The sequence below is a fragment of the Vibrio sp. OPT41 genome, assembly GCF_015163595.1.
GTDB classification, from domain to species: Bacteria; Pseudomonadota; Gammaproteobacteria; order Enterobacterales; family Vibrionaceae; genus Vibrio; species Vibrio alginolyticus.
The window spans coordinates 371,715-378,565 of record NZ_JADDYH010000014.1; the positions used below are offsets into that span (position 1 = coordinate 371,715).

The 6,851-nt window shown below is 44.8% G+C and carries 4 protein-coding genes; all 4 read right to left on the minus strand.

Going from position 1 to position 6,851, the window contains the following annotated elements; all coding sequences use genetic code 11:
- Positions 1-41 precede the first annotated feature (41 nt).
- Complete coding sequence (locus IQP38_RS05330) at positions 42-1,622, minus strand: BCCT family transporter (protein WP_005377659.1); 1,581 nt, start codon at positions 1,620-1,622, stop codon at positions 42-44.
- A 362-nt stretch (positions 1,623-1,984) separates the two neighbouring features.
- Positions 1,985-2,500 carry an outer membrane beta-barrel protein gene (locus IQP38_RS05335; RefSeq protein WP_005377661.1) on the minus strand — a complete coding sequence of 172 codons (516 nt, stop codon included), beginning with the start codon at positions 2,498-2,500 and terminating at the stop codon, positions 1,985-1,987.
- Positions 2,501-2,699: 199 nt separating this feature from the next.
- The gene (locus tag IQP38_RS05340) at positions 2,700-3,179 is read right to left on the minus strand and encodes an outer membrane beta-barrel protein (protein ID WP_021033871.1); all 480 of its coding nucleotides are present in this window, start codon (positions 3,177-3,179) and stop codon (positions 2,700-2,702) included.
- A gap of 182 nt (positions 3,180-3,361) precedes the next feature.
- A partial coding sequence (gene hrpA, locus IQP38_RS05345; protein ID WP_228009996.1) for an ATP-dependent RNA helicase HrpA occupies positions 3,362-6,851 on the minus strand: 3,490 nt, incomplete at its 5' end.

The following is a 6,851-nucleotide window of genomic DNA, read 5'->3' on the forward strand; positions in this document are numbered from 1 at the left end:
TTAGGCTCGGCATTTAAACTCAATCATGGATCGTGTTGTATTTATTTGTAAGCTGGCAGTTCTGTTCTTAACCCTTTCACCAAACTTACGCACATCAACAGCAGAACAAAAGTAAACGGTAATCCTGTTGCAACAACACCTGATTGCAATGCTTGCAGGGCTTCTTTACCACCAACCCAAAGCATTACGGCTGCAATTGCACCTTCAATACACGCCCAGAAAATGCGTTGCGGTACTGGTGCATCAATCTTACCACCGGCGGTAATACTATCGATAACCAGTGAGCCAGAGTCTGACGATGTAATAAAGAATACCAGAATCAGCACGATAGAAAGCATTGAAATCACTGAGCTATACGGAAGCGCATCGTAAACATGGAACAGAGTCAATGAAATATCAGTTAGGCCATTTGCACCTAGCTCACCAACTTTATTCACCACTTGGTCAAGCGCGATACCACCAAACACAGACATCCAAATCAAAGTAACAACTGTAGGAATAACGATGACTGCGAATAAGAATTCTCGAACCGTACGACCTTTAGACACACGCGCGATAAACATACCAACAAACGGTGACCAAGATACCCACCAAGCCCAGTAGAATACCGTCCAGCCGTGCATCCAAGTTTCATCTTCACGACCGTGAGGGTTACTCAATGGAATAATATTTTCAATGTAAGCCATTGTTGTGTCGCGTAGCGAGCTCCACGCCGTATCAAACGTGATGAAGGTAATGAAAATAAGCAGCGCAAACGCAACCACCATGTTGACGTTACTCAGTAGCTTAACACCACCATCAATACCACGAATTACTGATAGCACCGCGATAAAGGTAACGAAGGTGATCACAATCATTTGTGTACCAATGCCGCCTTCTAGACCAAAGACATGATTAATACCACTGGTCGCCTGCTGAGCACCCAGACCTAGCGACGTTGCAAGACCAAATAGCGTCGACAAAACGGCAAGGATATCAATAACGTGACCTAACCAGCCCCATGCACGGTCACCAAAAATTGGATAGAACGCCGCGCGCAATGAAAGTGGTAAACCTTTGTTAAAGGCAAAAAACGCTAATGCTAGCGCAACGAGTGCGTAAATACTCCAACCATGTACACCCCAGTGGAACATGGTGGCACCCATCGCGAGAGATTTCGCTTCTTCTGTGTATGGCACTGCGTTCAGTGGCATTCCCCACCAATCAGTGAAGTACGCGGTCGGCTCCGCCACACTCCAGAACAGAAGACCAATACCCATACCCGCGGCGAAAAGCATCGACAACCAAGAAACGGTTGAGTGATCCGGCGTTGCTTCTTTGCCACCTAAGCGGATTTTACCTAGCGGAGAAAAAAGAAGAGCAACGGCGAACAATAAGAAGAAGTTTGTCGACCACATAAAAAACGCATCAAACTGTTCGATAATTCCGTTTTTTAGACCGTTTAATACGTCACGAGCAGTGGTTGGCTCAACAAGAAGAAGTGAAATCAGACAGAAAACAACGAGCCCCGCACTAATGCCAAAAACCGGGTTATGTATATCGAATCCCCACTTTTGAACGTTATCCTGTCCAACCTGATAATCGGTTGTATCAATACTATATTTTTTAAATGCATTATCCATAAATACAAATTTAACGTGAATTTGAAACGCCCCTCAGGTGAGAAGAACTCCAATACCGCCCTCCATTAATTTGAACTCTAAAGTTTTAAAGCGGGACGAATTTTAGCAGCAATCACATATTTTTGCAAAAAGTCGTGATTTATTGCATTTTAAGCTCAATTCGAGACAGATGAAGGGGAAATAATATCAACACAAAAATTATGAGGTCTAACGATTGATTTTGTCGTAGGTTGTAGACTAGAAAAGACACAAGAAATACTTAAGTTCATAGCCAGTCACTGCGCAAATAGAGAAGACCTGCGCTGATTTGGTTTCACAATTAACGACGAAACCAAATCAGCAAGCCTTTCATCCAGCGAGCGTTATAAGAAATGGAAGGTGATGTTCCCTGTTACACTGCTAACGGTATCGCTATCGCCTTCAATATCCACGCCAAACGCTTGATAACTCGCGCCCACAGACACATTGTCAAGCAAGAAGTATTCGGCACCAACACCATACATGTAAGAGACGCCATCATCTTTGTCTAAGTTTCTCAGTCCGCCGTCATAATCAACATTGAATGCATTGATGCCGCCTTTTGCGTAAACGTGTAACGGGCCGAAGTCGATACTAGGTTTCGCCGCTAAATAGAATGAATCAAAATCAGCACTACCCCTGCTGCCACTCAAAGATAAATCCACTTTGCCGTGGTTAAAGTAGCCTGCTTCAATGCCAATGAACGGCAAAATACCAGTACCGACATGAATACCGTAGGTTGTATCATTTTCGCTGTCGATATCGGACTGACCAATTTGGCCACCAGCGTAAATCCAAGAGTCAGCCATTGCTGACGTTGAGCACAACGTTAGAGCGAATAACGAGAGTGTTTTTTTCATACTATCCCTTCCTGATCGATTCCCAAGCGAAACATTACGCAAATATGCGCATTTAATCGCCACTATATATTGGAAAGCATAGGCATTTTAAGACTCTAAAAGTGAATAATTTATGTTCAACTTTTGTTTTGTGACTTCCAGACAAAAAAACACCGGCATAAAGCCGGTGTGTTTCATATGGTGTTAGAAAGCTTGACGCTTATAGGAAATGTAGTGTTGCGTTAACAGAGAACGTGCTGATATCGTCTTTACCAGCAGTGTAGTTCATGTAGCTAGCACCAACAGACATTGGGCCAAAAATGAAGTACTCAGCACCCACACCGTACATTAGGTCCAAATCGTCATCGTCTTTGCCGCCTTTCACTTTTTTGTCCCACTGATGGAAACCACCTTTTGCGTACACGTGTAGCGGACCGAAGTCGATACTTGGCTTAAGTGCTGCGTAGTAAGAAGTTAGCTTAGTGTCTTGACCATTTACGTTAAATTCACCGTGTTGTGTTACACCAGCTTCAACACCAATGATAGGTAGAATGCCTGTACCAACGTGAACAGAGTATGATGTGTCTGTCTCACCTTTGTAGTCAGACTGACCTACTGTTGCACCACCGTAAATCCAAGAATCCGCCATTGCCGCAGAAGATGCGCCAAGTAGCGCGACTGCTAATAGAGTTTTTTTCATCATCTACCTTTACTCTTTATTATTCCCACGTCTGCATAACTCAGTCGTTGGTACTACAAATAAAGGGAGGCGAACTATTGCCTCCCAGAACTAAAAAATAATGCTTATTGAGTTACTAGCAATTAGTGTACCAGCAACTTCTTAAGCGATAATTACAAATCTGACACTATTTTACTGGTTGATTAGCAAGCATCAATCGCGTTTTTGACTCGTTTATCAGAAACAGGATAAGGAGTGCCTAATTGTTGAGCAAAGTAACTCACGCGAAGTTCTTCAATCATCCAACGCACTTCTTTTACATTTTCAGGAATGGCCACACCTTTCGGGATCTTGTTCAGCAACTCTTTATAGTCTTGAGTCACAGATTCAATCTTCAGCATATGTAAACGATCTTTGTTTGGATCGATTGGCAACTTCTCCATACGGCGCTCTATCGCGCGCATGTAGCGAAGAATATCCGGCAAGCGCTTCCAGCCACATTCCGTTGCAAAGCCTTTGAAGATCAAGCCTTCAATTTGTGCTTTGATATCGGACAGAGCAAACGCCATTGTGAAGTCGATCTTGCCTTTTAGCTTCTTATTGATGCTAAACGCCGTGGTCAGAATAGTCTCAACCTGTTGAGCAATCTCTACAACGGTGTCACCCAATTCAGCACGAACGTGTTCTTTCAACGCTTCGAACTTCTCTGGCTCCCAAACTAAACCACCCTGCTCTTCAATAAGCTTATCGACACCACAGGCAATGCAGTCATCTATCAGATCAAGCACTTTGCCGTATGGATTAAAGTACAGACCCAGCTTCGATTTGTTCGGTAAGTTGGCGTGCAAATATTTAATTGGCGACGGTACGTTCAATAAAATTAGGCGACGCTGACCAGCACGCATTGCCGTTATCTGCTCGTACTCCGTTTCGTAGAGTTTGATTTCAACGCTGTCTTTGGTATCAACAAGCGCCGGATACGCTTTTACATCGTAGCCGCCACGTTTTTGTTGATACACTTTCGGCAATTCTCCAAAACTCCACGTATGCAGACCTTGCTGTTCGATATCGTCATCCGCAACTTTGGAAAGCGTTTCTTGAACTTTGTCTTTCAAACTTTCTTTCAGTTCATGAAGGTCTTTATGTTCCTTCAGTTTACGATTTCGATGATCAACCGCGCGGAACGTGACTTTCAAGTGCTCAGGTACTTGTTCCAAGTTCCAGTCTTCACGCAGTACCTCTACGCCCGTCATGCGTCGCAACTCTTTCTCTAATGAATCTAGCAGCGGCGCTTCCATTGGCGTGACACGTGCTAAGAATGCATCGGCATAGTTTGGCGCAGGCACAAAGTTCTTACGAATTGTCTTTGGCAACGATTTAATCAAGCTAACCACAAGCTCATGGCGTAAACCTGGGATCTGCCAATCAAAACCCGCTGGTTCAACTTGGTTTAAAATCGGCAACGGCAAATGCACTGTGACACCGTCACTATCATCGCCTGGTTCAAATTGGTAACTCAATTTGAGCTTCAAACCATTTTGATGCCAGAAGTTCGGGTAATCCAAATCGGTCACATGGCTAGCATCACCCTTGAACAGCATCTCTTTTTCAAAGTTCAGCAGTTCCGGATTTTCTTTAGATGCCTTTTTCCACCACGTATCGAAGTGTTTGCCAGAAACGACTTCAGTACCAACACGTTGGTCATAGAAATCAAACAGCTCATCATCATCCACTAAGATGTCTCGACGACGAGATTTATGCTCAAGCTCTTCCACTTCTTGCAGAAGCTTACGGTTTTGCTTAAAGAACGCGTGTTTGGTTTCCCATTCACCCTCAACCAATGCACTACGAATGAAGATTTCGCGACTTACGGTCGAATCGATACTGCCGTAGTTGACCAAGCGTTTCGGTACGATTGGTACGCCGTAAAGCATCACTTTTTCGTGCGCCATCACCGCAGCGCGTTTCTTCGACCAATGTGGTTCGCTGTAACTACGTTTAATAAGGTGTTTAGCTAACGGTTCAATCCATTCTGGCTGAATCTTTGCGATGATACGACCCCAAAGTTTTGAGGTTTCCACCAACTCAGCAGACATGATCCACTTAGGCTGTTTCTTGAATAGACCTGATGCAGGGAAGATATGGAAACGAGCATTACGCGCGCCTTGATATTCATTCTTTTCTTGGTCTTTCATGCCGATGTGCGACAGCAAACCAACCAAAATGGCACTGTGTACGCCATGGTAAGAAGCGGGCTCATCGTTAAGCTTGAACTCCATCTCACGCATCGACTGATGAATTTGGAAGTACACGTCTTGCCACTCGCGAACGCGCAAGTAGTTCAAATAGTCTTGCTTACACTGTTTGCGGAACTGATTGCTAGACAAGGCTTTTTGCTGCTTTTGGATGTATTCCCACAAATTCACAAATGTCAGGAAGTCCGACTCTTCATGGAAGAAGCGACGATGTTTATCGTCTGACGATTGTTGTTTGTCTGAAGGACGTTCGCGTGGATCTTGAATCGACAAGGCAGCTGCGATGATCATCACTTCTTTAAGCGCACCATATTTTGGCGCTTCCAATACCATACGCGCCAAGCGCGGATCGATTGGCAAACGCGCTAATTGGCGACCAATGGAAGTCAGGCGTTTTTTCGGGTCTTTTACCTCAGAGTTAATCGCACCAAGCTCTTCCAGCAAACGCACGCCGTCTTGGATGTTACGTTTATCCGGTGCTTCCACAAACGGAAACGCTTGAATATCACCCAAACCAAGTGCCGTCATTTGCAAGATAACCGACGCTAGATTGGTACGTAGGATTTCAGGATCAGTAAACTCTGGGCGTGACTCAAAATCTTCCTCTGAGTACAGACGAATACAGATACCCTCTTCCACACGACCACAACGACCTTTACGCTGGTTCGCACTCGCCTGAGAAACTGGCTCGATTGGAAGACGCTGAACCTTAGTACGGTAACTGTATCGACTGATACGCGCCGTACCCGGGTCGATAACGTACTTAATGCCCGGAACAGTTAGCGAGGTTTCTGCCACGTTGGTTGCCAGTACAATTCGGCGACCAGTGTGAGGTTGGAAAATCTTATTCTGCTCACCTGCCGACAAACGCGCGTAAAGCGGCACAATTTCCGTGCTCTTCAGATTACGTTTGGACAATGCATCTGCGGTATCACGGATTTCACGTTCACCGTTCATGAAAATCAGGATGTCACCTAAACCTTCATCGCACAGTTCATCTACCGCTTCGAAGATGCCTTCAAGCTGGTCACGATCATTGTCGTCATCACCGCTTAGTGGGCGGTAACGTGTTTCTACTGGGTAAGTACGACCCGATACTTCTATGATTGGTGCATTGTTGAAGTGTTTTGAGAAGCGTTCTGGGTCGATGGTTGCCGACGTGATGATCACTTTCAAATCAGGACGACGTGGCAGCAACTCTTTCAAGTAACCCAAGATGAAATCGATGTTGAGGCTGCGCTCGTGCGCTTCATCGATAATGATGGTGTCGTATTGATTCAAGAAACGGTCATGCTGAATTTCAGCCAACAAGATACCGTCCGTCATCAATTTGATTTGGGTATTTTCAGAGATCTGATCGTTGAATCGAACCTTGTAACCAACAAACTCACCAAGCTTGGTTTCCATCTCTTCGGCAATACGGTTAGCAACCGAACGC

What these genes read in the sequence shown, in the direction of transcription:
- IQP38_RS05330 (WP_005377659.1), bottom strand. Translation starts at nt 1,622, where the DNA reads ATGGATAATGCATTTAAAAAATATAGTATTGATACAACCGATTATCAG.
- IQP38_RS05335 (WP_005377661.1), bottom strand. Translation starts at nt 2,500, where the DNA reads ATGAAAAAAACACTCTCGTTATTCGCTCTAACGTTGTGCTCAACGTCA.
- IQP38_RS05340 (WP_021033871.1), bottom strand. Translation starts at nt 3,179, where the DNA reads ATGAAAAAAACTCTATTAGCAGTCGCGCTACTTGGCGCATCTTCTGCG.